This is a genomic window from Sphingomonas sp., from assembly GCF_004799495.1.
GTDB lineage: Bacteria > Pseudomonadota > Alphaproteobacteria > Sphingomonadales > Sphingomonadaceae > Sphingomonas.
Genome location: NZ_SSMY01000005.1, coordinates 22,712 through 48,913, shown reverse-complemented (window position 1 = coordinate 48,913; position 26,202 = coordinate 22,712). Strand labels below are relative to the sequence as shown.

At 66.7% G+C, this 26,202-nt stretch carries 25 protein-coding genes and 2 tRNA genes; 22 read left to right on the top strand and 5 right to left on the bottom strand.

Annotated elements, in window-relative coordinates; all coding sequences use genetic code 11:
* Positions 1 to 75: 75 nt before the first annotated feature.
* From clpX to E7773_RS05460, 3 genes are read left to right on the top strand one after another with little or no spacing between them, the layout of a single operon-like run.
* On the top strand, positions 76 to 1,341 hold the full coding sequence (gene clpX, locus E7773_RS05470) for an ATP-dependent Clp protease ATP-binding subunit ClpX (RefSeq protein ID WP_293989179.1): 1,266 nt from the start codon (positions 76 to 78) through the stop codon (positions 1,339 to 1,341).
* Positions 1,341 to 1,589, top strand: coding sequence for a DUF1272 domain-containing protein (locus E7773_RS05465; RefSeq protein WP_293989176.1), 249 nt, complete (start codon positions 1,341 to 1,343; stop codon positions 1,587 to 1,589). Before clpX ends, E7773_RS05465 begins: the two co-directional genes overlap by 1 nt.
* On the top strand, positions 1,586 to 2,164 hold the full coding sequence (locus E7773_RS05460) for a GNAT family N-acetyltransferase (RefSeq protein ID WP_293989173.1): 579 nt from the start codon (positions 1,586 to 1,588) through the stop codon (positions 2,162 to 2,164). The genes E7773_RS05465 and E7773_RS05460 overlap by 4 nt, the downstream gene beginning before the upstream one ends.
* Here the strand turns inward: E7773_RS05460 and E7773_RS05455 are convergent.
* Both E7773_RS05455 and E7773_RS05450 read right to left on the bottom strand, forming a co-directional pair.
* On the bottom strand, positions 2,161 to 2,766 hold the full coding sequence (locus E7773_RS05455) for an isoprenylcysteine carboxylmethyltransferase family protein (RefSeq protein ID WP_293989170.1): 606 nt from the start codon (positions 2,764 to 2,766) through the stop codon (positions 2,161 to 2,163). The genes E7773_RS05460 and E7773_RS05455 overlap by 4 nt on opposite strands.
* 12 nt (positions 2,767 to 2,778) lie before the next feature.
* Complete coding sequence (locus E7773_RS05450; protein ID WP_293989372.1) at positions 2,779 to 4,323, bottom strand: M1 family metallopeptidase; 1,545 nt, start codon at positions 4,321 to 4,323, stop codon at positions 2,779 to 2,781.
* 247 nt (positions 4,324 to 4,570) lie between these two features.
* Here E7773_RS05450 and lon point away from each other — a divergent pair, with 247 nt between their 5' ends.
* From lon to E7773_RS05435, 3 genes are all read left to right on the top strand, one after another.
* Positions 4,571 to 6,964 (top strand): endopeptidase La, encoded by a 2,394-nt coding sequence (gene lon / locus E7773_RS05445; RefSeq protein WP_293989167.1) that lies wholly within the window; start codon positions 4,571 to 4,573, stop codon positions 6,962 to 6,964.
* A 167-nt stretch (positions 6,965 to 7,131) separates the two neighbouring features.
* Positions 7,132 to 7,404: an HU family DNA-binding protein gene (locus tag E7773_RS05440; protein WP_293989164.1), complete on the top strand. Its 273-nt coding sequence runs from the start codon at positions 7,132 to 7,134 to the stop codon at positions 7,402 to 7,404.
* Positions 7,405 to 7,459: 55 nt separating this feature from the next.
* A tRNA-Val gene (locus E7773_RS05435) sits at positions 7,460 to 7,534 on the top strand.
* A gap of 231 nt (positions 7,535 to 7,765) precedes the next feature.
* On the opposite strand, the gene E7773_RS05430 is transcribed toward E7773_RS05435, so the two are convergent.
* The gene (locus E7773_RS05430) at positions 7,766 to 10,423 is read right to left on the bottom strand and encodes a TonB-dependent receptor (RefSeq protein WP_293989161.1); all 2,658 of its coding nucleotides are present in this window, start codon (positions 10,421 to 10,423) and stop codon (positions 7,766 to 7,768) included.
* 200 nt (positions 10,424 to 10,623) lie between these two features.
* A complete protein-coding gene (locus E7773_RS05425; protein WP_293989158.1) occupies positions 10,624 to 11,310 on the bottom strand; it encodes a 2OG-Fe(II) oxygenase in 687 nt (228 codons plus the stop codon).
* A gap of 121 nt (positions 11,311 to 11,431) precedes the next feature.
* Here E7773_RS05425 and E7773_RS05420 point away from each other — a divergent pair, with 121 nt between their 5' ends.
* From E7773_RS05420 to E7773_RS05350, 15 genes are all read left to right on the top strand, one after another.
* Positions 11,432 to 12,208, top strand: a complete 777-nt coding sequence (locus tag E7773_RS05420) for a type II secretion system protein N (RefSeq protein WP_363129929.1) — start codon at positions 11,432 to 11,434, stop codon at positions 12,206 to 12,208.
* Positions 12,205 to 14,412, top strand: a complete 2,208-nt coding sequence (gspD, locus tag E7773_RS05415) for a type II secretion system secretin GspD (RefSeq protein WP_293989152.1) — start codon at positions 12,205 to 12,207, stop codon at positions 14,410 to 14,412. The genes E7773_RS05420 and gspD overlap by 4 nt, the downstream gene beginning before the upstream one ends.
* A gap of 80 nt (positions 14,413 to 14,492) precedes the next feature.
* Complete coding sequence (locus E7773_RS05410) at positions 14,493 to 15,971, top strand: ATPase, T2SS/T4P/T4SS family (RefSeq protein ID WP_293989369.1); 1,479 nt, start codon at positions 14,493 to 14,495, stop codon at positions 15,969 to 15,971.
* A gap of 89 nt (positions 15,972 to 16,060) precedes the next feature.
* The gene (gene gspF / locus E7773_RS05405; protein WP_293989149.1) at positions 16,061 to 17,287 is read left to right on the top strand and encodes a type II secretion system inner membrane protein GspF; all 1,227 of its coding nucleotides are present in this window, start codon (positions 16,061 to 16,063) and stop codon (positions 17,285 to 17,287) included.
* Positions 17,288 to 17,294: 7 nt separating this feature from the next.
* Positions 17,295 to 17,741, top strand: coding sequence for a type II secretion system major pseudopilin GspG (gene gspG / locus E7773_RS05400; RefSeq protein ID WP_293989146.1), 447 nt, complete (start codon positions 17,295 to 17,297; stop codon positions 17,739 to 17,741).
* Between the two features lie 6 nt (positions 17,742 to 17,747).
* Positions 17,748 to 18,191, top strand: coding sequence for a GspH/FimT family pseudopilin (locus E7773_RS05395; RefSeq protein WP_293989143.1), 444 nt, complete (start codon positions 17,748 to 17,750; stop codon positions 18,189 to 18,191).
* Positions 18,184 to 18,591 (top strand): type II secretion system minor pseudopilin GspI, encoded by a 408-nt coding sequence (gene gspI / locus E7773_RS05390; protein WP_293989140.1) that lies wholly within the window; start codon positions 18,184 to 18,186, stop codon positions 18,589 to 18,591. The genes E7773_RS05395 and gspI overlap by 8 nt, the downstream gene beginning before the upstream one ends.
* Positions 18,588 to 19,202, top strand: coding sequence for a type II secretion system minor pseudopilin GspJ (gene gspJ / locus E7773_RS05385; RefSeq protein WP_293989137.1), 615 nt, complete (start codon positions 18,588 to 18,590; stop codon positions 19,200 to 19,202). The genes gspI and gspJ overlap by 4 nt, the downstream gene beginning before the upstream one ends.
* Positions 19,192 to 20,169 (top strand): type II secretion system minor pseudopilin GspK, encoded by a 978-nt coding sequence (gspK, locus tag E7773_RS05380; RefSeq protein WP_293989134.1) that lies wholly within the window; start codon positions 19,192 to 19,194, stop codon positions 20,167 to 20,169. Before gspJ ends, gspK begins: the two co-directional genes overlap by 11 nt.
* Positions 20,166 to 21,263, top strand: coding sequence for a type II secretion system protein GspL (gspL, locus tag E7773_RS05375; protein WP_293989131.1), 1,098 nt, complete (start codon positions 20,166 to 20,168; stop codon positions 21,261 to 21,263). Before gspK ends, gspL begins: the two co-directional genes overlap by 4 nt.
* Complete coding sequence (gspM, locus tag E7773_RS05370; RefSeq protein ID WP_293989128.1) at positions 21,260 to 21,733, top strand: type II secretion system protein GspM; 474 nt, start codon at positions 21,260 to 21,262, stop codon at positions 21,731 to 21,733. The genes gspL and gspM overlap by 4 nt, the downstream gene beginning before the upstream one ends.
* Positions 21,730 to 22,449 (top strand): type II secretion system protein N, encoded by a 720-nt coding sequence (gene gspN, locus E7773_RS05365; RefSeq protein ID WP_293989125.1) that lies wholly within the window; start codon positions 21,730 to 21,732, stop codon positions 22,447 to 22,449. The genes gspM and gspN overlap by 4 nt, the downstream gene beginning before the upstream one ends.
* 47 nt (positions 22,450 to 22,496) lie before the next feature.
* Positions 22,497 to 22,573 (top strand) — tRNA-His (locus E7773_RS05360).
* A 19-nt stretch (positions 22,574 to 22,592) separates the two neighbouring features.
* The gene (locus E7773_RS05355; protein WP_293989123.1) at positions 22,593 to 23,642 is read left to right on the top strand and encodes a Glu/Leu/Phe/Val dehydrogenase dimerization domain-containing protein; all 1,050 of its coding nucleotides are present in this window, start codon (positions 22,593 to 22,595) and stop codon (positions 23,640 to 23,642) included.
* Positions 23,643 to 23,783: 141 nt separating this feature from the next.
* Positions 23,784 to 24,422 carry a hypothetical protein gene (locus E7773_RS05350; protein WP_293989120.1) on the top strand — a complete coding sequence of 213 codons (639 nt, stop codon included), beginning with the start codon at positions 23,784 to 23,786 and terminating at the stop codon, positions 24,420 to 24,422.
* Between the two features lie 26 nt (positions 24,423 to 24,448).
* On the opposite strand, the gene ald is transcribed toward E7773_RS05350, so the two are convergent.
* Complete coding sequence (ald, locus tag E7773_RS05345; RefSeq protein WP_293989117.1) at positions 24,449 to 25,555, bottom strand: alanine dehydrogenase; 1,107 nt, start codon at positions 25,553 to 25,555, stop codon at positions 24,449 to 24,451.
* Positions 25,556 to 25,679: 124 nt separating this feature from the next.
* Between ald and E7773_RS05340 the strand changes: the two genes are divergently transcribed.
* Positions 25,680 to 26,123, top strand: a complete 444-nt coding sequence (locus E7773_RS05340; protein WP_293989114.1) for an Lrp/AsnC family transcriptional regulator — start codon at positions 25,680 to 25,682, stop codon at positions 26,121 to 26,123.
* Positions 26,124 to 26,202 lie beyond the last annotated feature (79 nt).

Here is a 26,202-nt window from a genome sequence, read left to right as displayed (position 1 = left end):
GGTGATTGTGGTATTCGGGAGCGTCGGGTTACACTGCCCGGCGCTCAAGCCCGGTTCGGGCGAAGGAAGATTTGAATGACGAAACTCAGCGGCGGCGATTCGAAAAGCACGCTCTATTGCTCGTTCTGCGGCAAGTCGCAGCACGAGGTGAGGAAGCTCATCGCCGGCCCGACGGTGTTCATCTGCGACGAATGCGTCGAGCTGTGCAACGACATCATCCGCGAGGAAACCAAGTCGGCGCTCGTCTCGAAGAAGGATGGGGGCGTGCCCACGCCGCAGGAAATCTGCGACGTGCTCGACGATTACGTGATCGGCCAGCGCCGCGCCAAGCGCGTGCTGTCGGTGGCGGTGCACAACCATTACAAGCGGCTGAACCACGGCGCGAAGGGCGCCGATGTCGAGCTCGCCAAGTCGAACATCCTGCTCGTCGGCCCGACCGGATGCGGCAAGACGCTGCTCGCGCAGACGCTCGCGCGCATCCTCGACGTGCCGTTCACGATGGCCGATGCGACAACGCTGACCGAGGCGGGGTATGTCGGCGAGGACGTCGAGAACATCATCCTCAAGCTGCTCCAGGCCTCGGACTATAACGTCGAGCGGGCGCAGCGCGGGATCGTTTACATCGACGAGATCGACAAGATCAGCCGCAAGGCGGAGAATCCCTCGATCACGCGCGACGTGTCGGGCGAGGGCGTGCAGCAGGCGCTGCTCAAGATGATGGAAGGCACCGTCGCGAGCGTCCCCCCGCAAGGCGGCCGCAAGCATCCGCAGCAGGAATTCCTCCAGGTCGACACGACCAACATCCTGTTCATCTGCGGCGGCGCGTTCTCGGGCCTCGAAAAGATCATCGGCGACCGCCTGGAAGGCAAATCGATGGGCTTCGGCGCGCATGTCGCCGCGCCCGACGAGCGCCGCACTGGTGACGTGCTCAAGAATGTCGAGCCCGAGGATCTGCTCAAGTTCGGGCTGATCCCCGAATTCGTCGGACGCCTGCCGGTGATCGCGACGCTCGAGGACCTCGACACCGACGCGCTGGTGAAGATCCTCGCCGAGCCGAAGAACGCCTTGGTCAAACAGTATCAGAAGCTGTTCGACATGGAGGACGTGAAGCTCGGCTTCACCGACGACGCGCTGGTGACGGTCGCGAAGAAGGCGATCGACCGCAAGACCGGCGCGCGCGGGCTGCGCTCGATCCTCGAAGGCATCCTGCTCGACACGATGTTCGACCTGCCCGGCATGGACGGCGTTGACGAGGTGATGATCGACAAGGACGTGGTCGCGGGCACCAAGGAGCCGATTCGGGTCTATGCCAAGAAGGAAAAGACCGGCGACGCCGCCTGATGCTGGCGTTGCGGCCCAACTGCGAATGTTGCGACCGCGACTTGCCGCCGGATAGTGCGGACGCGCGCATCTGCACGTTCGAGTGCACCTTTTGCGCCGATTGCGTCGATGGCTTGCTCGCCGGCGTTTGCCCCAATTGCGGCGGCGGGTTCGTGCCGCGGCCGATCCGCCCGGCGGCGATGCTCGAACGCTATCCGGCGTCGACCGAGCGCGTGCTGAAGCCCGAGGGGTGCGAAGCGGCGGTATGATACGCGACGCTGCTCTCGCCGATCGCGAACCCGTCGCGGCGATGCTGGCACGCGCGTTCGCCGACGATCCGGCGATGAGCTATATCTTCCCCGACCCGCGCGATCGCGCCAAGCGTCTGCCGCGCCTGTTCGCGCTGCTGTTCGATGCCGACGCGCCGGGGATGCGGCTGATCACCGGGGACGCCGAGGCCACGACCTTGTGGCAGCGCCCGGGCACGCCCGCGCCGACCCTGTTCGACGCGCTGCGCCGCGCCGGCCCGCTGCTCGGCGCGCTGGGGCTGGCCTTACCACGCGCAATGCGCGTGGGCGCTGCGCTCGACGAGCACGCTCCGCCCGAGCGGCACTGGTATCTCCACATCGCCGGGGTCGATCCGGCGCGACAGGGGAAGGGACTGGGCGGCGCCTCGATCCGCGAAGGGCTGGCGCGCGTCGCGGGGGACGGACTGCCCGCCTATCTGGAGACCGCGACCGAGCGCAACGTCGGGCTCTACCAATCGCTCGGTTTCGAGGTGACGAGCGAATGGCACGTGCCCAGGGGCGGTCCCAAATTCTGGTCGATGCTGCGCCCGGCCTAGAATAGCCCAGGGATGAACCTTTTCACCCGCGCAGCATAGTCATCGTACGCCGCGCCGAATTGCCTGCGCAGCAGCCCCTCCTCGCGCACCACGCGCATCCACGTCCCGAGCGCGAAGACCGGGACCGCGACGATCAGGTTGCGCCAATGCCCGAACGCCAGCGTCATCGCGAACAGGAACAGCGTCATCGCGACATAGATCGGGTTGCGCACCCAGGCGAAGGGGCCGGTCTGGACGAGGACATGGTCGCTACGGGTTTGCGCCACGATCGCCCAGTTCGCGCCCATCGCGCGCGACGAGGCGTTGAACAGCGCGGTCGCGCCACCCATCAACAGCGCGATCGCGATCGCCTCGACGATCGCCGTGATCGACCATGGATCGAGCGCGATGCGGATCGGGCCGAACCCTGCGGCGCCGATGCCGATCCCCTGTACGACGATCCACAGCCGCGTGATCGGGGCACTCTGCGAAATGGGCGCTGCCGCGACGCGCTTCACCCGCGCCCGTGCCACCGCCAGTGCGGCAATGAACACCACGAACCAGAGCATGATCATGAAGAAACCCGGCAGCCCGACCGGGTCGTTCGGAAAATACTTCAGCATCGCCTGTCCTCTTCAACTCGGCTTGCGCAGGCCCCTTTGATAATCCTCGACCGCCTTCGACCGCTTGAGCACTCGGGCATACGGATCAACTACGACATGGGCATCGGCGGGTGCGTCGATCGTCGCCGTGCCGTCGGGCATCGCCACCTTGGTCAGTCTGTCGCCGACCATCACCTCGACCGGCATCGGGAAGGGGAGATTGTCGGGCGTGATCCACAATAGGGTCAGCTTGTCGCCACTCCGTGCCTCGACCAGTTCGGGGAGCGCCGCGCGGCGCAGGTACACGTCGAAGAACCAGTCGTAATCCTTGCCCGTCACCTTGTTGACGAACCCCTGATATTCGCGCGTCGAACCGTAGCGTGGCGCGAAATTGCCGGGCTTGGGGTCGGTACGCCCGTAGACCTCCAGCCGAGTCACCTCCCAGAAGTCCTTGTCGCCGATCAGCCAGCGCAGGGTGTGGAGCATCCACGATCCCTTGTTGTAGATATCCTGGCCCGGCCCGCCCTTGTCGAGTTCGTAGACTTCCTCTTCGGTCACTTCGCGGTCGCGCACCATCGGGACGAGGTTGAGGACCTGGTTGCGCTGCTTGTCCATCATCGTCGCGTATCGCGCGAACCCTTCGCGCCACAGGCCGTAGGCGGGCTGCATGTATTGCTCGTATCCCTCATGCAGCCAGTAATCGTCCCAATTGGCCGCCGTCATCTGGTTGCCGAACCATTCGTGGCCGAATTCGTGCTGGAACAGCCAGTCGAACCCCTCGGGCGCCTTGCGATAGGCATTGCCGTAGGCGTTGATCGTCTGGTGCTCCATGCCGAGATGCGGCGTTTCGACCACGCCGACCTTCTCGTCGCCGAACGGGTAGGGGCCGATGTTAGCCTCGTAGAAATCGAGCGTCGGGGCGAATTCGGCGAACAGCGCCTTGGCCTGCGCTTCCTCGCCCGGCAGGTACCAGTAGAACATCGGGATCGTGTTGCCGAAGCGACTCTTGTAGCTGCCCTCGATCACCTCGTACGGCGCGATGTTGAGCGCGATCGCATAGGTGTTCGGATGCCGCACCTCCCAGTTCCACGTCGTGCGGCCGTCGGCTTCGGTATCCATCCCCTTGAACACGCCGTTGGCCGGCGCCTTCAACCCCTTGGGCACGGTGATGTGGAGCATCACCTTGTCCGGCTCGCCGGTCGGGAAGTCGAGGCAGGGCCAGAGGATGTCGCAGCCATAGCCCTCGCTGGTACTCGCGATCCACGGGCGGCCGTCCCTGGTCTTCGACCAGACCATGCCGTCGTCCCACGGCGCGTTGACCGCGACGTGCGGCGTGCCGCCATAAGCGATCGTGGCGACCAGTTTTTCACCGGCTGCGTAGGTGCGGGGCAATTTGATCGTCAGCCGCCCGTCGGGATTGGCGAACGCCGTTGCGGGCAGCCGCTGGCCGTCGATCGCGATCGCAGTCGGGCCGAGGTTGGTGTCGAGGTCGATCACCAGTTTGTCGATCGGCGCCTTGGCGGTGAAGGCGAGGCGGGCGAGCCCCTTGATCTGCTCCGTTTCGGGCAGCACTTCCATCGCCAGATCGGCGACGTCGAATTGCAGCTTGGCCTGGTCGGGATCGATCGGCCCGCCCGACCGCTGCGTCTGCGCGCTGATCGGCGGTTCGCCTTTCTTCGGCAAGGTCGCCGCACTCGCCGCGACCGCCAGCACCGCGCTTATCCCCAGCAATGCTGCGGCAAAACGGCGCGTGCGATTGATGGTTCGCTCACCATTCCCATATAAGAGGGCAAATGCGTCCGGATCGGGCGCCGTCGGAGTATCCATGACCCAATCCTTCCCCGTACTGCCGCTGCGCGACATCGTTGTCTTTCCGCACATGATCGTGCCGCTGTTCGTCGGCCGCGACAAGTCGGTTGCGGCGCTCGAAAGCGCGATGGCCGCCGACAAGGAGATTTTCCTCGTCGCCCAACTCGATCCCGGCCAGGACGACCCTGGACGAGACGACCTCTATGACATGGGCGTCGTCGCGACGATCCTGCAACTGCTCAAGCTTCCCGACGGCACGGTGCGCGTGCTGGTCGAAGGCAAGGCACGCGCGACGCTGAAGGAATTGTCGGGCAGCGGCGATCACCTGACCGCGACGATCGAGCGGATCGACGAGCCGCCGATGTCGGGTGTCGAAATTGCTGCGTTGATGCGATCGGTCGTGGAGCAGTTCGAAAATTATTCCAAGCTCAACCGTAAATTGCCCGCCGAAACAGCCGTTCAGCTTTCGGAGATCGACATCGCCAGCCATCTGTCGGACGCTATCGCCGGCAACATTGCGATCAAGGTCGCCGACAAGCAGTCGCTGCTGGTCGAGCTCGACCAGTCGAAGCGGCTCGAGATGGTCTATGCCTTCATGGAAGGCGAGCTCGGCGTCCTGCAGGTCGAGAAGAAGATCAAGTCGCGGGTCAAGCGCCAGATGGAGAAGACCCAGCGCGAATATTACCTCAACGAGCAGCTGAAGGCGATCCAGCGCGAACTCGGCAACGAGGGCGAGGAAGGCGACGGCGACGAGATCGCCGAGCTGACGCAGAAGATCGCCACGCTCAAGCTGTCGAAGGAAGCGCGCACCAAGGCGACCGCCGAGCTCAAGAAATTGAAGACGATGGCGCCGATGTCGGCCGAGGCGACCGTCGTGCGCAACTATCTCGATGTGCTGCTCGGTCTCCCGTGGGGCAAGAAGTCCAAGCTCAAGAAGGATATTGCGGCGGCGCAGGCGGTGCTCGACGAGGACCATTACGCGCTCGAGAAGGTCAAGGACCGGATCGTCGAATATCTCGCGGTGCAAGCGCGGACCAACAAGCTCAAGGGCCCGATCCTGTGCCTCGTCGGGCCTCCCGGCGTCGGCAAGACCTCGCTCGGCAAGTCGATCGCCAAGGCGACGGGGCGCGAGTTCATCCGCCAGTCGCTCGGCGGCGTGCGCGATGAGGCCGAGATTCGCGGCCACCGGCGCACCTATATCGGCTCGCTGCCGGGCAAGATCGTCACCAACCTCAAGAAGGCGGGGGCGTCAAACCCGTTATTCCTGCTCGACGAGATCGACAAGCTCGGCCAGGATTTCCGCGGCGACCCCGCCTCTGCGCTGCTTGAGGTGCTCGACCCCGAACAGAACAACAAGTTCAACGATCATTATCTCGAAATCGACATCGACCTGTCGGACGTGATGTTCGTGACCACCGCGAACACGCTCAACCTGCCGCAGCCGCTGCTCGACCGCATGGAGATCATCCGCCTGGAGGGCTATACCGAGGACGAGAAGGTCGAGATCGCCGAACGGCACCTGCTCCAGAAGCAGATCGAGGCGCATGGCCTGAAGCCCGACGAGTTCGAGTTGACCCACGAAGGCCTGCGCGCGCTGATCCAGCGCTACACGCGTGAGGCGGGGGTCCGCACACTCGAACGCGAGATTGCCAAGCTGGCGCGCAAGGCGCTCCGCCAGATCCTCGAGGGCAAGGTGACGAGCGTGACGATCACGCCCGACAACCTTCACGAATTCGCCGGCGTGCAGAAGTATCGTCACGGCCTGTCGGAAACCGAGCATCAGATCGGCGCGGTCACCGGGCTCGCCTGGACCGAGGTCGGCGGTGAGTTGCTGACGATCGAGAGCGTGACGGTGCCCGGGAAAGGCGCAATCAAGCTGACGGGCAAACTCGGCGAGGTGATGAAGGAGTCGGCCGAGACCGCGATGAGCTTCATCAAGGCGCGGTCGCCGTCCTACGGCATCAAGCCGAGCCTGTTCGGGCGCAAGGACATCCACGTCCACTTGCCCGAGGGCGCGGTGCCGAAGGACGGGCCGTCAGCGGGCGTCGGGCTGGTGACGTCGATCGTCTCGACGCTGACCGGGGTGCCCGTGCGACGCGAAGTCGCGATGACCGGCGAGGTCACGCTGCGCGGGCGCGTGCTGCCGATCGGTGGCTTGAAGGAAAAGCTGCTCGCGGCGATGCGCGGTGGGATCGAGACCGTGCTGATTCCCAAGGAGAACGAGAAGGATCTCGCCGAAATTCCGGCGAACATCCTGAGCGCGCTCAAGATCGTGCCGGTCGAGCATGTCGACGAAGTGCTGCGACTTGCGCTGACCGGGCCGCTCGAAGCGATCGACTGGACCGAAGCGGACGAATTGGCCGCGCAACCACCCGCGCCGATCGCGCCCGCCGGCGAAATGCACCATTAGGGGCCTCGATCCGCAACCGAAACGGTCCGCCGCAAATTCCCCCGACGGGATTGGATTTGCGGCGGATTCGGTTTGACTCGGCTGGGGTCAATCGCCTTACTGCGCGACTTGCCGCCAACGGCGAGTCTCTTACCGACAGCAAACTCAAAACGGGGGTTTCGAGTCCGATGAACAAGCAAGAGCTGATCGCTTCTGTCGCCGACACGGCCGGCCTGAGCAAAGGCGATGCCTCGAAAGCGGTCGAGGCCGTGTTCGACGTGATCAGCGGTTCGCTCAAGAAGGGCGACGAGGTCCGCCTGGTCGGGTTCGGCACCTTCTCCGTGTCGAAGCGCAAGGCGTCGACCGGCCGCAACCCGCGCACCGGCGAGCCGATGACGATCAAGGCGTCGACCCAGCCCAAGTTCAAGGCGGGCAAGGGCCTGAAGGACTCGGTCAACTAAAGCGGCTGGACAGCCTGCGCGCCGCTCTCTAAGGCGCGCTCTCCCGACGGGATCGGGGCGCGTAGCTCAGCGGTAGAGCACACCCTTCACACGGGTGGGGTCACAGGTTCAATCCCTGTCGCGCCCACCATCGCGCCGGCGGCGAGACGGATTAGCGAAGCTAATCCGCAGGCCCGCCAAGCGCGGCCGGCCTCGGCGTCGCCGAGGTCCGACGCCGCGGCTTTGCCGCGGCGCTGCATCCATTCCTGCACCAGAACACCACGCCGTCAGACGAGGCTGCTTCGCGTACTCGCTGTACGCCCGCGCAAAAGAAAGGGCGGCCCGCGAAGGCCGCCCCTTAGTGTTTTTCCGGAGAGGAAAATCAAAATTTAGCGCTGAGCTCGAAACCCCAGGTCCGTGGCGGGTTGAGGTTGCCGTAGTCGCCCAGGATGCCGCCATAGTTGGTCGAGATCAGCGTGTTCGGCGTGCACGGCGTGGCGCCGTTCAAGCCGTTGCTGCCGCAATAGTTGAGCACCGGCGCCGAGTTCGCCGCCGACCGGCGATAGATGTACGTCCGGTCGAACAGGTTGCGCACCCAGAATGCCAGCGTGGCCTTGTCGTTGGCCGACACGGCGATGTCCGCCAGCGAAATCCGGCCGTTCACGATGAAGCTGGGGTCGGTCTTGGTCGGCTCGAGCTGGAAGCTATACTGGCTGCTCGCATAGTTCGCGTCGAGGTGGACGCGCACCTTGGCGCTGCCGCCGCCGACCGGCTGCTCGAAGTCGATCGCGCCCGACGCCGCATTCCTCGGTGTGTAGACGATGTACAACTGCTGCGGCGGGCCGCCCAGCGTCGGGTTCACCGCCGATGGCGCCTTCCAGTAGGTGTAGGCGTACGACGCCGACAGCTGCAGCTGCGGGATCGGCTTCAACGTCAGGTCGGCTTCGATGCCGCGGATCTTGCTGCTCCCCGCGTTCACCGTCTGCTCGATATGGCTGTTGAAGGTCGGGCTGCCTGCCTGCGTATCATAAATGTCGAAGTCGAACTGGGTGTTGGTCCGGTCCATGATGTAGCCGGCCAGGTTGAAGCGCCCGCGATGCTCCCAGAAATCGGTCTTGAGACCGATTTCGTACGACTTCACCGATTCCGGCCCGAACTGGTCGAAGCGCTGCGACCGGTCGTTGGCGCCGCCGGCGCGGAAGCCGGTCGAGTATTTGGCGTAGAGGTGGACATCCGGCGTCGCGTCGATCGCGATGTTCACCATCGGGTCGAACCGGCTGATGCTGTTCGAAAACGTGAACGGTGACACGGTGCCGGCGGTAACAAGGTCGGCGCGATTGTTCACGACATAGAGCTGGCCACGGCGCTTGTCTCTGGTCCAGCGCCCGCCGAGGGAGATGTGGACCGTGTCCATCGGCGAATAGGTGAGATTGCCGAACAGCGAGTAGTTGTGGTCATACGCTTCGCTGGCGCGCGTGATGAACTGGCAGCTGTTGGCGAACTGCGGGACGGTGGTCGCCAGCGTGTTGATGCATGACGCCGCATAAGGCTGATAACCCGAATTGGCCGAGGTGACGGTGCCGGTCACGATCGGGCTGCGGATCGTGTAAGCCGTGCCGTCGATGTTCCACTGATTGCTCGACGGAGTCGCCGCATATTCGGTAGCATGCTCGGTGTAGTAGTAGGCACCGACGACGTAATTGAACTTGTCGAAGCTGCCGACTGCCTGGAGTTCCTGGCTGAACTGGTGCTGGCGGAGGTACGACAGGCTGTAGCGGCTGAACAGGCCCGTGGACGCCGAAACGCCGGGCTGGAACGTCACGCGCTCCGGCCCGCCCGAGTTATCCCACTGGTCGGTGGAAACGCCACGCCACGCGGTGATCGAGCGCAACTCGAGCCACGGTGCGGCGGTGTAACGCAGGTTCGCCGAGAAACCATGCGTGATGTCGACGCTCGGCTGCTGCGGCACACCGACATCGGCGACGGTCTGGCGGCCGGGATGAACGCCGACGAGCGGTGCCTTGGGCGCGATGCAGATCGGCGTCGTCGCGCCGGCGGTTATGGTACCGCCGCACTTGGTGCCGGCCATGCCGGCCGGGGTGCCCGGCAGATACAGCGTCGGCGATGCGTCGACCGTGCCGGTCAGCGGGTTGACGAACGTGCCGACGGTGTAGCCGTTCGGGTTGTAGTTAAGCAGCTGGCTGTATTGCGGGGTATTGTCGTCCTTCGCATAGTCATAGGCGAAGTCGGCGGTGAACCCGCTGAACGGCTTCCAGCGCGCCGCGACCCGGCCACCCTTGCGGTCGTAATAATTCCAGCCGGTCGAGCCCGCGAGCGGATCCTTCACGGTCGCGTCCTGGTGCTGGTAGACGCCGTCGAACTTGAACGAAAAGCCCAAGAACTCGGACAGGTCGATGTTGAAGTTGGCGTTGCGGCTGCCGTAGTTGCCGACGCCGGCCGTGAAGTTGCCGCCGAGCTCACCCGTCGGCGCCTTGGTGACGAGCGACAGCGCGCCGCCTTCCGTGTTGCGGCCGAACAGCGTGCCCTGCGGCCCCTTAAGCACTTCGATCCGCTCGATGTCGAACAGCGCGGCGTTGAGCCCCTGCGTCTTACCCAGCGCGACCCCGTCGATATAGACGCTGACCCCGCCATCGCGCGCGGTCTGGTTCTGGTCGTAGGGGACGATGCCGCGGATGCCGATAGTCAGCGCCGACTGGCGCGCCTCGAACGTCGCGACGCGCAGCGACGGGACCGAGCCGTCGGCCAGGTTGAACAGGCTGAGGACGTGGCGGTCGGCGAGCGCCTTGGTGTCGACCACGCTGATCGAGATCGGCGTCTTCTGCAGGTTGGTCGAGACCTTGGTCGCGGTGACGACGATGTCCTTCAAGCCTTCGCCATTGTCGTCGGTGGATGCCGGCGCGGGGGTTGGCGTCGATTGTGGCGTGGCCGGCGTGGTCTGCGCGAGCGCGGGCGTGGCGGTGAAGGCCAGCAGCGCGCTGCCCAGCAGCAGATGAGCGCGAAGGCGTCGGTCAGCGTACATGTTTTCGGTCCCCAGAGTGGCGCGGCGAAGCGTCGCCAAGCGATCAAAGTGCCGACGATCCGCCCGCGAATCGGTATCCCCCGCGTGGCCTCGTCGAAGGCTGCTCTAGGAAGGCCGCGCGACTCTTCGGGGTCAGTTGCGTGACGCGTGCGTAACGGTTGGATGAAGCTTTGGAGACTCTTGTGACGGTTCGGTGACGGTCAGGCCTCGCTGAACCCCCAGCGCCGTTCGCGAAACCATTTGGTTATCACGTACTTGACGCCTGCACGCACCTTCATCCCCTGATGGATGGTGCTCGGGTTGGGTGATCCATCGGGGCGAAGGTTATTCCACGCGAGCAATTTGCCTATCTCCGGCTGGATCGTCTTGTCGATCGCCTTGAAGCGAGTCGCGCCGCCGGCCTCGGGCTCGTTGAGGTAGAGCATCACCGTCCAGGTGCGGTTGCCCGCGACCGCGCAGAATTTGTGGAAGTCGAGGCCCTGCGGCTCGAAATAGTCGGTGTGGCCCTTAAACTCCTGCCCGACGGCGTAGCGCTGCCCTTGGATCGGTTCGCCATGCGCCGCGTCGAGCCCGATGAACTCGATGATCCGCCGCTCGACCTCGGCGACGACGGGAATCGCGGAGTCGAGGTCGCATGTCTCGCTCGTGCGATAGGCGTCGTCGCCATTATAATCCGACACCGTCGACGGGCGGCGGCGCGCGTCGATCAGCGCGATCAAATCGGCACATAGGTCTGGCAGCAGAAAGCCGCGCTGTTGGAACAAGGTCAGCTTGGCGCTCGGCGTGCGCTGAACGCCGGGATGCGACAGGATGTGTGCGACGACGGGCTCGGACGGGTGACCCGACCCGAAACCGGGTTTCGTCGCAGAGGAAGCAGGCGCGGTCATCGTTATTCACCTAGCCAACGAATTTGGTTGTCGCCACATCAGCCTGAGTCGCTAAAACCATGCCCCTATGCGCCTTAGCCCCAGCCCACGCCTGCGCGCGATACTGCGCCGGATACCGGCGGTGAACCTGTACTCGCTCGGCGAGCTGTTCCTGCTCGCGGTGCTGGCAGTACAGTGCGCGCGGCTGTTCTGGGCGCTGGTCACGCCGGTCGGGCCGCTCGGCGACTGGCGGCTCGCGCAGCCCGGGGTGGGCGGGTCGCCGGTCGCGATCCTGCGCGGGTCCGACCCGTTCTTCCGCGTGAGCGGCGCGACGGTATCGACTTCGACCGTGACTTCGCTCCAGCTCACGCTGTTCGGCACGCGGATCGACGACGCCGGGGGCACGAGCGCGGCGATCATCGCCGGCCCCGACGGGATTCAGAACAGCGTCGGCGTGGGCGAGGAGATCGTTCCCGGCGTCCGGCTCAAGTCGGTCGCGTTCGATCACGTCACGATCGACCGCAGCGGCAAGGTCGAGGAATTGTACATCGACCAATCGGTCGCCGCGGCACCTGCGGTAGCGGCACCTGCGCCGGGGAACGCGCCGCTCGGCGCGTCCGGCAATGCCGGTCCAGGCATTGCCGCGTCGCAGATCAGATCGGACGTGCAGTTCACGCCGCGCATCGATGGCGGGCGAGTCACCGGACTCGTCGTCCGCGCGCAGGGCAGCGGCGCGGCGTTTCGCGCGATCGGGCTGAAGGACGGCGACGTCGTCACCGCCGCCGGCGGCCGCGCGATCACTGCGCCGGCCGACCTCGACCGCGTACTGACCGGTGTCACCCCCGGCGGCAGTCTTTCGATCACCGTGGAGCGTGGTGCAGAGACGCTCCCGATCACCGTCACGATTAGAGGCCAATGAAAAAGTTTACGCTCGCCGCCGCGCTGATCGCGCTGACGCTCGCCGATCCGTTGCTGGCGCAGACCACGGTCAACGTCCGCGATGCCGATATCCGCGCGTTCATCGCCGACGCCGCACGCGTCACCGGGCGCACCTTCATCATCGACAGCCGGGTGCAGGGCAAGGTGACCGTCGTGAGCGAACGGCCGCTGTCGCGATCCGAATATTTCGAGATGTTCCTGTCGACGCTGCGCGCCAACGGCCTGGTCGCGGTGCCGACCACCAACGGCGCGTTCCGCATCCAGCCGATCGAGGGCGCCGCCGCGCAACCCAGCCGGATCGGCGCGACGGGCGCCAACCGCAACCAGTTCGTGACCGAGATCATCCGCTTGCGCTCGGTCGACGCGACGCAAGCGGTCGACAGCGTGCGCAGCCTCGTCAGCCCGCAAGGATCGGTCAGCGCCAACCGCGGCAGCAACGCGATCGTCGTGGTCGATTTCGCCGACAATGTCCGCCGCGTGCGCGAAGTGCTGCGGCGGCTCGACACCGATGGCGCCTCGACTCGCGTGGTCGGGTTGCAGAACGCCAATGCCAAGGAAATCGCGGCGGCGCTGACCGCGCTGATCGGGGGCGGTGCGGCGGGCGGGCCAGGAACGGGGACGTCGAACGCCAGCGTGGTGGCGATCGAAAGCTCCAATGCTGTCGCGATCCGCGGCGACGCGGCGACGGTGTCGCGGCTCGCGGTGCTGGCGCAGGACCTCGACCGCAAGGCCAGGAGCGGGCAGGAAATCCGCGTCGTGTTCCTCGAAAACGCCGATGCCGCGCAATTGCTGCCGGTGCTCCAGCAGCTTGTCGGGCAGGCGGTGACGCAGCCGCCCGAGACGCAGGGGCTGAGTCCGGCGAGCAATCTCGGCGGGAGCGCGTCGAGCGGCACCACGACGACCACGACCAGCGCGCCAGTCGCTGCGGTGCCGGTCACGACGACCACCACGACCGGCGGCGGGACGCCCGCGATCACCGGGGTCGGCGGGCGCAGCGCGTCGGTGATCACGCGCTTCGCCGGCGCCAACGCGATCGTCATCGCCGCGCCCGCCGAGGTTCAGCGCCAACTCGCCGACGTCATCGCCAAGCTCGATACGCGGCGCGAACAGGTGCTGGTCGAGGCGATCGTCGCCGAAGTATCCGATACCACCGCGTCGAAGCTGGGCGTCCAGTTCCTGCTCGGCGGGCTGCCGGGCAGCGGCATCCCCAGCTTCGCCTCCACCTTCAGCAATTCGGCGCCGAACCTGCTGACGATCGCCGGCGCGATCGGTGCGCGGTCGCTCGCCAGCACGACGACCACGGTCAACGGCACGACGACGGTCACGACGACCGGCAGCGCCGCCAGCGACAGCCTCGCGCAGTCGGCGATCAGCTCGATCCTCGGCGCGAGCGGCGGGTTCGGCGGCGGCGCGTTCAACATCGGCAAGGACGCGATTTTCGGGTCGATCATCAACGCGGTGAAGAGCGACACGACGTCGAATCTGCTGCAGGCGCCGTCGGTGGTGGTGATCGACAATACCGAGGCGCGAATCCTGGTCGGCCAAGAAGTGCCGGTGACCACGGGTCAGGCGCTGTCGAGCAATTTCGACAATGCGTTCCGCACGACGCAGCGCGAAAATGTCGGGATCCAGTTGCAGGTGCGCCCGCAGGTCAATTCGTCCGGCGCGATCAAACTGTATCTGCGCCAGCAGGTCAGTTCGATCGCCGGACCGGTGAGCAACGACAATTCCGACCTGATCCTCAACAAGCGCGAGGTGGAGACCGTGCTGACGGTCGACGACGGTCAGATCGCGGTGATCGGCGGATTGCTGAGCGACGACGAGCGGCGGACGATCGAGAAGATCCCGCTGCTCGGCGACATTCCGGTGCTCGGCAATCTGTTCAAGTCGAAGGGCAAGTCGCGCGCCAAGACCAATCTGATGGTGTTCATCCGCCCGACGATCCTGCGCACGCCCGAAGACACGCGGCGCGTGACCGAGCAGCGTTACGGCTATCTGCGCCTGCAACAGGCCGGGCAGCGCCCCGACGAGGAGCCGTCGATCGACCAGCTCGTGCGCGATTACATGGGCGCCGCACCGCTGATCCCGTCCGCGCCGATCCCCGGCAACATCGACGACCCGCGCATCGCCGTGCCGACGATCAGCACCTCGACCACCACCGCCCGGATCAAGCGGCCCAAATGACCGTCATCCGCACCGGCGAGATGATCGCGACGGGGGACGAGGCGATCGTGCTGCCCGAGCCCGCTGTGCTGCCGGTCGAGATGGTCGCGGTGCCGTATCTGTTCGCCCGGCGCTTCGGCGTGGTGCTCGATCGTGACGGCGAGGCGCTGTCGGTGAGCATGCGCGAGGGCGCCGACCCCAAAGTCCTTCTCGAGCTGCGCCGCGCGCTGGGACGGCCATTCTCGGTCGAAAGCGTCGCGGCGGACGCATTCGACCGCTTGCTCGGCGACCGCTACGCGATGGACGGGCAGGCGACTGCGATGGCGGCTGGGTCGCTCGGGATCGGCGAGCTCGACATGCTCGCGACCGACCTGCCCACCGCCGACGATCTGCTCGACACCGCCGACGACGCCCCCGCGATCCGCCTCATCAACGGCATCATCGCCGATGCGGCGCGCAACGGCGTGTCGGACATTCATATCGAGCCGTACGAGACCGGGCTGGTCGTCCGGATGCGGATCGACGGCGTGCTGCGCGAGACGCTCAGGATGCCGCCGCACGTCGCGCCGGTGGTGGTCAGCCGGATCAAGGTGATGGCGCGGCTCGACATCGCCGAGCGCCGCGTGCCACAGGATGGGCGGATCGGCCTGACGCTCGGCGGCAAGCTGCTCGATGTGCGCGTCTCAACGTTACCCAGCCGGGCGGGCGAGCGCGTCGTGCTGCGCATCCTCGACAAGGACAATGCCGGAATCGACCTCGACGTGCTCGGGATGACGCCCGCCACCAACAAGCTGCTCAAGCGCGCGCTGGCCGAGCCCAACGGGATCATTCTGGTCACCGGTCCGACCGGATCGGGCAAGACCACGACGCTCTACGGCGCGCTACGGCTGCTCAACGACGGCACGCGTAACATCCTGACGATCGAGGACCCGGTCGAATATGCGATCGAGGGGGTCAGCCAGACGCAGGTCAACCCGAAGGTCGGGCTGACCTTCGCCGCCGGGCTGCGCGCGATCCTGCGGCAGGATCCCGAGGTCGTGATGGTCGGCGAAATCCGCGACCGCGAGACGGCGGAGATCGCGGTACAGGCGTCGTTGACCGGGCATCTCGTGCTGTCGACCGTCCACACCAACGACGCGGTCGGCGCGATCACGCGGATGCGCGACATGAAGGTTGAGCCGTTCCTGCTCGCGAGCACGCTGCGCGCGGTGATCGCGCAGCGGCTGGTGCGGCGGTTGTGCGAGGTTTGCCGCAAAGCTGAACCCGCAACTGAGTCCATGGCCGCATTGCTTGGGATCAAAGCGGGAGAGACGGTGTATGAGCCAGCTGGGTGCGATCAATGCTCGCAGACCGGGTTCAAGGGCCGCATCGGCGTGTTCGAGGCGGTGCGGATCGACGAGACGATCCGCCGCCTCATCAATGACGGCGCCGACGAAACCGCGATCGCCAAGCATGCGTTCACCAAGTCCTCCGACCTCGCCGCCGCGGCGCGTCAGCTCGTCCGCGACGGGCTGACCACGCCCGAGGAAGCGGTCCGCGTGTCGCGCGCCGACATGGCCGAGCTGCCCGACGATGGCTGATACAGACTCTCCGTTCGTGTCGAGCGAAGTCGAGACACGCTGGCAGTGCTTCTCGACTTCGCTCGAAGCGAACGGCGAAAGAGGTCGGCATGGCTGACTTCGATTACATCGCGATCGACACCGGCGGCCGCGAGAAGAAGGGGCATATCGCCGCGCCGTCGATCGACGATGCACGGATCGCGCTCGACCGGCGGCGAATGTACGTCGTCCGGATCGAGGAGGGGGCGGGCGCGCCGCCCAGGTCGCGCGGGCTGTTAACGCTTGAAATTGGCGGCACCAAGCGGATGAACGGTAAGGCGCTGACGCTCTTTACGCGCCAGCTCGCGACGCTCAACCGTGTCGCCCCGCTCGAGGAATCGCTCCGCACGATCGTCCGCCAGACCGAGCAGGATGCGGTTCGCGCGGTGGTCGAGAACGTCCATGTGGGAGTGGTCGAGGGCCGCCGCCTGTCCGACGCGATGGCGCGCGAGCCCAAGAGCTTCCCCCCGCTCTACCGTGCAATGGTCGCGGCGGGCGAGGGATCGGGGACCTTGCCGACGATCCTAGACCGGCTTGCGATCCTGCTCGAACGCCAGGCGGAGATCCGCGGCAAGATCATCACCGCGCTCGCCTATCCCAGCGTGCTCGCGCTGGTCGCGGTCGTCGTGGTGACCGCGCTGATGATCTTCGTCGTGCCGCAAGTCGTCGAGCAGTTCGACAATGTCGGCCAGCAACTGCCGTTCCTGACGAGCGCGGTGATGGGCGTGTCGTGGGTAATGGCGCATTATTGGTGGCTCGCGCTGATCGTCGTCGCGGGGCTTGGGTTTGCGTTCTGGCGTCTGATGAAGAGCCCGGCGTTCAAGCTGCGGTTCGACAGCTGGCTGCTGCGGCTGCCGTTCCTCGGCCGGCTGATCCGCGATCTCCATGCCGCGCGGATGGCGCGGACGCTGGCGACGATGGTGGCGAGCCGGCTGCCGCTGCTCGACGGGCTGACTTTGACGGCTGGGACGATCAATAACCTGCGCCTGCGCCTGGCGACCGACGAGATTGTCAATGCGATTCGCGGTGGCGGCAGCCTGTCGACCGCGATGCGGCGGTCCGCCGTCTTCCCGCCCCTCCTGACCTATATGGCGGCGTCGGGCGAAGCAGCGGGGCGGCTCGACGAGATGCTCGAACGCGCCGCCGACTATCTCGAGCGCGAGTTCGACCGCTTCACCGCGACCGCGCTGTCGCTGCTCGAACCATTGATCATCGTTGTGATGGGCGGTGTGGTCGCATCGATCGTTCTCTCGATCCTGCTGCCGATCCTGCAACTCGAAACCCTGGCCGGACAATGAGGTGTTTATGCGTATTCTGAACCCGGATCGCCGCCGCGGCGACGAACAGGGGTTTACCCTGGTCGAGCTGATGGTCGTGATCGTCATCCTCGGCCTGCTCGCGGCAATCGTCGTGATCAATGTCGTGCCGTTCGGCGACAAGGCGCGCGTGGTGAAGGCCAAGTCTGATATCGCGACGATCGAAAGCGCAGTGAACGCGTATCAGCTGTCGATGGGGAGCTATCCGTCGACCGCGGACGGGTTGCAGGCGCTGGTATCGCCGCCTGCAGACCTGAGCGATCCGTCGCAATACCAGAAGGGCGGGTACATCAAGAAGCTCGAGAAGGACCCGTGGGGGCGCCCGTATCTCTACGCCTCGCCCGGCCAGCACGGTGCGTTCGACGTCTGGAGCCTGGGCGCCGACGGCAAGGAAGGCGGCACCGGTGCCGACGCCGATATCGGCAGCTGGCAATAGGCGGCCATGCGCCAGAACGGCTTCACCCTCATAGAATTGATGATCGTCCTGACGATCTTCGCGCTCGCGTCGGTCGTTGTCGTGATGGTGATTCCCGACCCGCGCGGGGGCGTGCGCGACGATGCCGAGCGCTTTGCCTCGCGCATCCGGGCTGCGCACGACGCGGCGATCGTCGAGGCACGACCGGTCAGCGTGTGGGTGACGGCGGGCGGCTATGGTTTCGACGAGCGCGCTGGCGGACGTTGGCAGGCGATGGGCGACAAGGCCTTGCGCGTCGTGCAATGGGGCAAGGGCGTGCAGGCGGTGACGACGGCGGCGAACGGGCGCGACCGCGTGATATTCGATCCGACCGGGATGAGCGACCAGCCGCTGCTGGTCGAGCTGCGCCGCGACGGACAGTCGGAGCGCGTATCGATCGGCGTCAACGGGGCGGTGCGGGTCGGTGGGTAAGCGCTCGCAACGTGGATTTACGCTGATCGAGATGATGGTCGCGCTCGTCGTGTTCAGCCTGGCGGCGCTCGCGCTGATCCGCCTGGAAGGTGCGAGCTTTCGCGGCGCGGCGACAGTCGACCGCTCGCTGCTCGCCGGGATCGTGGCGCGCAACGTCGCGGTCGATGCGCTGACCTCAGCCCAGCCGCCGGTGCTCGGCACGACGCAGGGCGACGAGACGAACGGCCATCGCGCGTGGCGCTGGACGCGGACCGTGGCGCCGGTCGGCGACGGCAACCGCGTGTTGCGCGTCGACATTACGGTCGCGGATGCCCAAGGGACGGCGGGCAAGCTCACCGTGCTGCGCGATAATCCGCCGCCCGCGCCAGTTCCAACGCCCAGCCCAACGCCGACGCCATGACCAACGAGCGCGGCTTCACCCTCGTAGAAATGATGATTGCGCTGCTGATCTTCGGGCTGCTCGCGGCGGCGGGGGTGTCGCTGCTGTCGTTCGGGGTGCGCGCGCAGGCCGTGGCGGGGAAGAAGCTCGACGATGTCGCGGCACTGTCGCGGCTCGACGGCGTCATGGTCGCCGACCTCGCGCAGGCGGTGCCGCGCCGGACGCGCGACGAAAGCGGGAGCGTGCATCCCGCATTCGAGGGGAGCGACGGGCGGACACTGTTGCGGCTGGTGCGGAGCGGCTGGGACAATATCGACGGCGCGCCGCGCGCGAGCGTGCAGAAGCTGGCGTATGTGCTCACCGACGACGGCACGATACAGCGCGTCGCCTATCCGATGCTCGACGGCGCCGCGCCGTTGCCGCCCGCGACGATGCTGACCAATGTCGGGTCGGTCCGCCTGCGCTATCGCCTCGCCGGCGCATGGAGCGACACGTGGCAGGCGCGGCCCAACGTCCCGTTGCCCGACGCGGTCGAGATGACGATTGCGCGCACCGACGGTACGGTCTTTCGCGAACTGTTCCTGGTCGGTACGGGCAATGCCATGGCGGCGGGGGCGACCAATGCGGGATGACCGCCACAGCGAGCGCGGCGCGGCGTTGCTGACCGTGCTACTGCTCGTCGCGATCGTCGGCGCGATGGCGGCGGCGACGCTCGAAAAGCTCAACCTCGCGACGCGGCAGGCGTCGAATGCGAAGGCCATGGAACAGGCGCGCGGCTGGTCGCAGGCGGCGGCGACGATGGCGCTGATCCGGATCGAGGCGGTGCTGGGGCAGGACCGCTCGCGCGTGTCGCTGGTCGGCGGATGGAGCGACCGGCCATTTCCGCTGCCGATCCCCGACGGCACAGTAACCGTGCGCGTCCATGACGGCGGCAATTGCTTCAACCTCAACAGTCTCGTCGTTCAGACTGGCCCTGATACCTATGGCGTGCGGATGCCGGGCGTCGCGCAGTTCGCCCGCCTGATGCGGCTGATCGGCATTTCCGGCGGCGACTCGATCGCCGCGGCGAGCGCCGACTGGATCGACAGCGACAATGCGCCGATCGCGGGCGGGGCGGAAGATGCGGCGTACAGCGGGTTGCAACCCGCCTATCGCCCCGCCGACACGTTGATGGCCGACCCGAGCGAGTTGCGCGCGGTGCTGGGGGTGACGCCGCAGACTTATGACAAAATCCGCCCGTTCGTCTGCACGTTCCCGACGACGCAGCCCGCGCGGATCAACGTCAACACGATCGAACCGGAGCGCGCCGCGCTGATCGCGGCGATGGCGCCCGATACCGTCGGCGTCGAGCAAGTTCGCCAGGCGTTACTGACGCGGCCCGATGCCGGTTGGGCATCGACCAACGACTTTTGGTCAAGGGGTGCGCTGGCGGGTGCCGCGCCGGGCGATGCGCTCGCCGCGACCGCGGTTACCACGCAATGGTTCGCGTTGGTCACCGACGTTACGATCGGGCGCACATCGCTGCGCCAGACCGGGCTTATCGACGCGTCGCAAGCGCACCCACGGCTCGTTGCGCGGCAATGGGGCGAGGGGGGATGAGCGAGGTGCTCGCTCTGTTCCTGCCCGCGCAGGCCGATGCGCCGTGGCGCTGGCTCGCGATTCGTGATGGCGCCATCGTGACGCGGGCCGAAGGGCTGCCCAATCCGGACCAGCCGGCCGATACCGCTATCGTCGCGATCGCTCCCGCTGAGGCGGTCTCGCTGCATTGGGCCGATCTGCCCGACCGATCGCTCGCGCAGGCGGTCGCCGCCGCGCGGCTGCTCGTCGCCGAGGCCAGCGTTACTCCGGTCGGCGATCTTCACGTTGCGGTGGGACGGGAGGCGGACGTCGTCGAGCGCCCAATCGGCGTCGTCGCCGTTGCGCAAATGGTCACGTGGCTCGCGGCGCTGCACGACGCGGGACTCGAGCCGGTGTCGATCGTGCCCGCGCCGATGCTGCTGCCGCGTCCCGACGAGGGATATGTGATCGGCGATCTCGGCGATGGCCGCGTCGTGCGCGGTGCGGCGAGCGGGTTCGCCGACGAAGACGGACTGACGGCATTGATCGTCGGCGACGCGCCGGTCGAGACGCTCGACGGCGAAGCGTTGGAGGCGGCGGTCGTGACCGCGCTCGCCGATCCACCGCTCGACCTAAGGCAAGGGGCGTTTGCGCTGCGCAAGCGCGCCGCGATCGACTGGCCGTTGGTGCGCCGGCTCGCCTGGCTGATCGTCGCGATCATGAGCGTGACGCTGCTCATCACGCTCGTGAAGATCGTGCAGTACAATCTGTCCGCCGACGCGCTCGAAGCCAAAGCCGATGCGCTGGCGCGAACCGGGCTGGCGCGGGGCGAGGCGGTCAACGACGCCGGCCAGCAGCTAAGCGACCGCCTCGTCCGGTTGCGCGGCGGCGGCGCGGGGTTCAGCCAGACCGCCGCGAGCGTCGCGGCGGCGGTTGCGGCGGTGCCGGGGGCGGAGATCACCGGGCTGTCATTCGACCCCGCCGGCAAGCTGCGCGTCAATCTGGCGGCGGCGAACCAAGGGCAGATCGTCGACGTCCAGACGCGCCTCGCCGCCGAGGGGTTCAACGCCGACCCGAGCACCTTTACCGGCACCGCCGGGCGGCTGACGGGCGTGCTGACGGTGAGCCCGCAATGATCGCGCGCTTCAGAACCTGGTTCGACGGCCGTAGCCGGCGCGAGAAGTGGATGATTCTGGTCATGCTCGCGCTGCTCGGCGTGACGATCGTGTGGCTAGTGGTGCTGCCGATCGACGACGCGCTGTCATCGGCGCGGCGACGCAACGCCGACGCTGCGATCCAGCTGGCGCAGACGCGCGGGCAGGTCGACGCGGTTCGCGCCCTGCGCCGTACGCGGCCGGTGGTGCTGGCCGATCCGATTGATCTGGTCGTCCGGCAATCGGCGTCGAACGCCGGGTTCGCGCTCGATTCGGTCGCGGCGGACGGGGCGAAGTTGCGCGTCCATATCGCCTCGGCGCGCGGGGGGGCGCTGCTCGGCTGGCTGGGCGAGCTCGAGGGGCAGGGTGTGCTGGTCGACCAGCTCAGCGTCACCGATGCCGGCAACCACAATGTCGCCGCCGATATCACCTTCCGGATGATGGCGCCATGATCGGGCTCAGGACTCGCCCCGTCGCGCTGTTCGGCGCGATGCTGACGGTGGCGCTGGTCGCGCTCTTCCCGCTGCGGCTGGCGCTCGGCGCGTTCGGACTGGCCGACGAGGGTCTGAGCGCGCGCGAAGTGACCGGACCGGTCTGGTGGGGCGGCGTGAACGAGGCGCATTACGGCAATGTCGCGCTGGGCGACGTGAGCGCCGGGCTGTCGCCGATCCAGCTGTTCGTCGGCCGCGCGCGGATCGACGTCGAAGGGCAGCAGGGCATGCCCAACGAAAGTCTGCATGGCGCGCTCAGCTTCAGCCGCAACACCGCGGGCATGGATGACGTCACCGCGACCGTGCCGGCGGGCGATGCCTTCGCGCCGGTACCGATCGCCTCGATCGGCTTCGACGACGTCAGCGTGCGCTTCCGCGACGGCCGCTGCGAACGCGCAGAGGGCAAGATCACCGCGAACATCGCCGCGACGATGCCGCAACTCGCTTTGCCGCCGACGCTATCGGGCAACGTCCGGTGCGAGGGCGGCGCGCTGCTCGTGCCACTGACCGGTCAGGCGCAGACCGAATCGATCGCCCTGACGATCGAGGCCGACGGCAAGTACCGCGCGGTCCTGTCGGTGCGCCCAACCGACCCGACAGTCGCGACCGGGTTGTTGGCCGCGGGCTTCAGGCAGGTCGGCGCCGGATACAGCCTGACCGTCGCGGGCAACTTCTGATACCTTGACCATGCGCCCCACCGCCCGCTAGGGGCCACGGCTTCGCGGCGACCGTAGTTCAATTGGTTAGAGCGCCGGCTTGTGATGCCGGAAGTTGCGGGTTCAAGTCCCGTCGGTCGCCCCATTCTTTCAAAGGCTCATCCGTGACCAACTGGGGTTTCCCTGACTTCGACGACCACGAAGGCGTCCATCTGTTCACCGACCCGGCATCGGGGCTGCAGGCCGTGATCGCGGTGCATTCGACCACCCTGGGCCCCGCGGCGGGCGGCGTGCGCTTCTGGCATTACGCCGACAGCGACCGCGCGATCACCGACGCGCTGCGCCTGTCGCGCGGGATGAGCTACAAGAACGCGATGGCCGGCCTGCCATTGGGCGGCGGCAAGGGCGTGGTGCTGGCGGCAAAGCCCGGCGACACGATCACCGACGCGCAGTTGGAGGCGTTCGGCCGTGCGGTCGAGTCGCTCGGCGGGCGCTACGTGACGGCCGAGGATGTCGGGATGTCCGAAGCGAGCATGAAGATCATCGCGACCAGGACGCGTCACGTCTCCGGCTTGCCCGTCGCGGCGGGCGGGGCGGGCGGCGATCCCGGGCCGTACACCGCGAGCGGCGTGTATCAAGGCGTCGTCGCGGCCGCGCGGCGCGGGCTGGGCGTCGAGACGGTGGCGGGCGTGCATGTCGCGATCCAGGGCGTAGGCAGCGTCGGCGGCGGGCTGGCGAAATTGCTGGCGAAGGACGGGGCGAAGCTGACGCTGGCCGACGTCAACGCCGACCGCGCGAAGGCGTTGGCGGCGGAACTCGGTGCGGAGACGGTGTCGACCGACGACATCTTGTCGATCGAGGCCGACGTGGTTAGCCCCAACGCGCTCGGCGCGATCCTGACCGAAGCGTCGATCGCGGCGCTCAACACCAGGGTGATCGCGGGCGGCGCGAACAACCAGCTCGCGACCAGGGAAGACGGTGCGCGGCTCCACGCCCGCGGCATCCTCTACGCACCCGATTACGTGATCAACGCGGGCGGGATCATCAACGTTGGACTCGAATATCTCGGCCAGGGCGACCAGGCCGAGGTCGAGGCGCGGATCGCGCGTATCCCCGACCGGCTGGTCGAGGTGTGGGACGAAAGCGACCGTACCGGTGCGCCGGCGTCGGACGTGGCGGACGCGATCGCGCGGCGTTTAATTGGTCGGGGCTGATCGGCCGCGGCCGAGCGGTGAAAGATCACACTAGGGTCACACTAGCGCGCACGTCGGAACGGCCGAGCGTAAAGGTGCCGCGATGTCAAAGAGCGATCTGCGACGTTGACACACGAAATCCTACATTGGAAGTGCTGATCCATGGGCTGGTTCACACTCGCGGGGATCGGGATCGCGGCGGCGGGGCTGCTCGTCGCGCTACGCGTGCCGCGGTTGCTGTGGTCGCTGGTGGCGTCGTTCCTGATGCTCGGGGCGGCGGGCTATGCGTGGCAGGGCCAACCGGCACTGGCTGCGCATCCGGTGGTCGCCGACGCGGTGAAATATCCCGTCGATCCAGCGTACAAGGACATGCGCGACGCGATGTTCGGGCGGTTCGGCGGCGAATCGATCTATTTCGGCATTTCCGACAGCCAGCTCGGCGGGGGTGATCCGCGGGCTGCGGCGTCGGTGCTGATCGGTGCGGTGCAATACGCGCCGAAGAATACGGCGTTCTGGACCGAGCTCGGCAACGTTCTCGCGATCAACGACCACGGCGCCGTCTCGCCGACCGCGCTGTTCGCGTTCAAGCGAGCGATGCAGCTGTCACCGCAGTACCCGGGGCCGCCCTTCTTCCTCGGTTTCGCCTATCTACGCGACGGCCAGCCCGTGGTGGCGCGGCAATATTGGGCGCTCGCGCTCGCGCTCGCGCCGCAACAATCCGAGTATCGCGACGGCATCGCGCAACGCCTAGCGATGCTCGACGCTTATATTGCGCAAGCAGGCGCCGCGCCGCCGCAGTAACCCGCGACGGCGCGCGGCTCGCAAACTCAGCCGTTCCACGCCTCGAACGGCAGGTCGAGGTCGTCGGCGACCGCCTTGAACGCGATCTTGCCCTTGTAGACATTGAGGCCAGCCGCGAGGTGCGGGTCGGCCTTCATCGCGGCTTCGGCGCCCATGTTGGCGAGCTTGAGCGCGAACGGGAGCGTCGCGTTGTTCAACGCAAATGCAGACGTGCGCGCGACCGCGCCGGGCATGTTGGCAACGCAATAATGGATCACATCGTCGACCAGGAACACCGGGTCCTCGTGCGTCGTCGCATGGCTCGTCTCGAAGCAACCGCCCTGGTCGATCGCAATGTCGACCAGCACCGAACCGCGCTGCATCGTCTTGATCATCTCGCGCGTGACGAGCTTGGGCGCCGCCGCGCCTGGGACGAGCACCGCGCCAATCACCAGGCTGGCTTCCTGCACCGCCTTCGCGATCGCCGCCTTGGAGGCATATTCGGTCTTGATTTGCGACGAGAAGAACATGTCGAGTTCGGCCAGCCGGTCGTTCGAAATGTCGTAGATCGTGACGTCGGCGCGCATGCCGACCGCCATCTGCGCGGCGTTGACGCCGGAGATGCCGCCGCCGAGGATCGCGACCTTGGCCGGCGCCACGCCGGGGACGCCGCCGAGCAAGACGCCGCGGCCGCCCTGTTCCTTCTCGAGATAATGCGCGCCGACCTGGACCGACATACGGCCCGCGACTTCAGACATCGGCTTGAGCAGCGGGAGCCCGCCCTTGCGGTCGGTCACCGTCTCGTAGGCGATGCACGTCGCGCCCGACTTCATCAGTCCTTCGGCCTGCGGCTTGTCGGCGGCGAGGTGGAGGTAGGTGAAGAGCAAGTGATGCGGCTTGAGCATCGCGATCTCGACGGCTTGCGGCTCCTTGACCTTCACGATCATCTCCGCCTGGTCGAACACGTCCTGCGCGGTCGGCACGATCCGCGCGCCGGCGTCGGTGTAGGCGCTGTCGTCGAAATCGATGCCGCAGCCCGCCTTGGTCTCGACGATGACTTCGTGCCCGGCGTGGACCAGCTCGGCGACCGAGGCGGGGGTCAGCCCGACGCGGTATTCGTGGTTCTTGATTTCCTTGGGGACACCGACTCGCATTTCGCTCTCCTATTGTGCTGCGGCGGGAATACCGCCAGACGGCCGGGAGAGGTTCGCAAAATTATCCGTAGTTGCGACGAATAGCGGGATAATCTTGCATCGAATACCGATAGGACGCGAAATCATGCTCGACGCGCTTGACCGCAAGATTCTTAGCCAGCTCGTGGCCAATTCCGACCTGACCAGCGCCGAGCTCGGCGAGAAGGTCGGGCTGTCGGCCAGCGCCGCGCATCGCCGCGTCGGACAATTGCGCGACCGCGGGCTGATCGCGGGGTTCCGCGCGGTGCTGTCGCAAGAAGCGCGCGGCAATCCCAGCGTCGTGATGGTCAACGTGACGCTCCGCGACCAGCGGCAGGAGACGATGGCGGCGTTCGAGGCGGAAATCCGCGACATTCCCGAGGTGCACGACTGCTTTCTGATGAGCGGGGAGGCCGATTACATGCTCCACGTCGAGGTCAAGCGCGACGACAGTTTCGAACGAATCCACCGCGAGACGCTGTCGCGGCTGCCCGGCGTGACCCGGCTCGCCTCGCACTTCGTCATCCGCGAGGTAATTCGCCGTCCGTAACGATGCATCCAATCCGCATTGCGGGCGTTGCAGTCGGATGCTACCGCGCCGCCACCGTGAACAGGGGCTATCAACGGTC